At 40.9% G+C, this 1002-nt stretch carries 1 protein-coding gene; it reads right to left on the bottom strand.

Annotation, left to right across the window (positions count from 1 at the left end; translation table 11 throughout):
• Nucleotides 1-705 (bottom strand): DUF1565 domain-containing protein (locus V7659_RS31940; protein ID WP_335543976.1); only part of this gene is annotated, 705 nt, incomplete at its 3' end.
• Between the last annotated feature and the right edge of the window lie 297 nt (nt 706-1002).

The raw sequence follows: 1002 nt of genomic DNA, 5'->3' as shown, positions 1-1002 counted from the left end.
GATATTGTCCGTATGCCGGACTGTATTATGTGTCACGCGAAATTTTTTAACGTTTCCGTTTAGCACGAGGGCTTCACTAAAACCCAGCTTTAACTTTTCTACAGTGTTTCCTTTGATTTCGATGTCTTCAATGGCTGCAGGTGCTTTCGTTCCATAGACCGCAATGCCATGAGCATTCCCATTTTGATGTGTCGTCTGAATGTCGTACACACGGTTGTTAAGCAGTTTGACGCCTTTGCCGCTTCCTGTGATGAATATACCGATGGGTGTCACATCTTCTTTATTCGTTTTAATATGACCGACTGTCAGCCCTTTCAGGGTGATATAGCTTTTTTGATCAATCTTCACAAGACCACCGTCTGCTTGATTTCCTTTAAGAGATGCTCCGCTAATGACAGGCTTCTCTTTTCCATACGCTTGAAATACAACTGGTGCTTTCTTTGTTCCAGAATGGCGGACAATCAATTTCTCTTTGTATGTACCGCCTCTCATATAAACTGTTGTTCCAGCTTTCGCGATACTTGCCGCTTTTTTCAGCGTACGGAAAGGCTTTTGCTTTGTCCCTGGATGTTTGTCGTTCCCATTTGCTGCGACGTAATAGGCAGTACCTTGCTTCGCACCAGCCTCCTCCGTCATCGCTTGACAGCCAAAACTAATGACGGTCATCAATAAAATCAATAAGGCGCCTGATATCATTCGTTTCATCTCGTTGTTTGCTCCCTTCCACTCTCTTCTACCTTTATCGGTTAAAAAAAAGAGGATTAAAATATGGCAATGCCCCTTGCAATGTACTAGTCAAAAGGTGTATGGTTGAAAGAATATCTTACAGGAAAACAAATCGCTTTTAAATTGTCAGATTAATCAGTTAATAATGAAATTGGATTTTATTTCTAAGGGGAAACTTCAGTAAAACCACGACAGAGAGGAGGAAAGCGCTTTAACAGATTTTTCTTGTCTGAATTCCAGAAAACCTATTGCTAATATTTTGTGAAGGTATAGAAT

Source organism: Neobacillus drentensis (genome assembly GCF_036966985.1).
Taxonomy (GTDB): domain Bacteria; phylum Bacillota; class Bacilli; order Bacillales; family Cytobacillaceae; genus Neobacillus; species Neobacillus drentensis_E.
The sequence above is the reverse complement of the archived record's forward strand: the minus strand, read 5'-3'. Positions and strand labels throughout refer to the sequence as shown.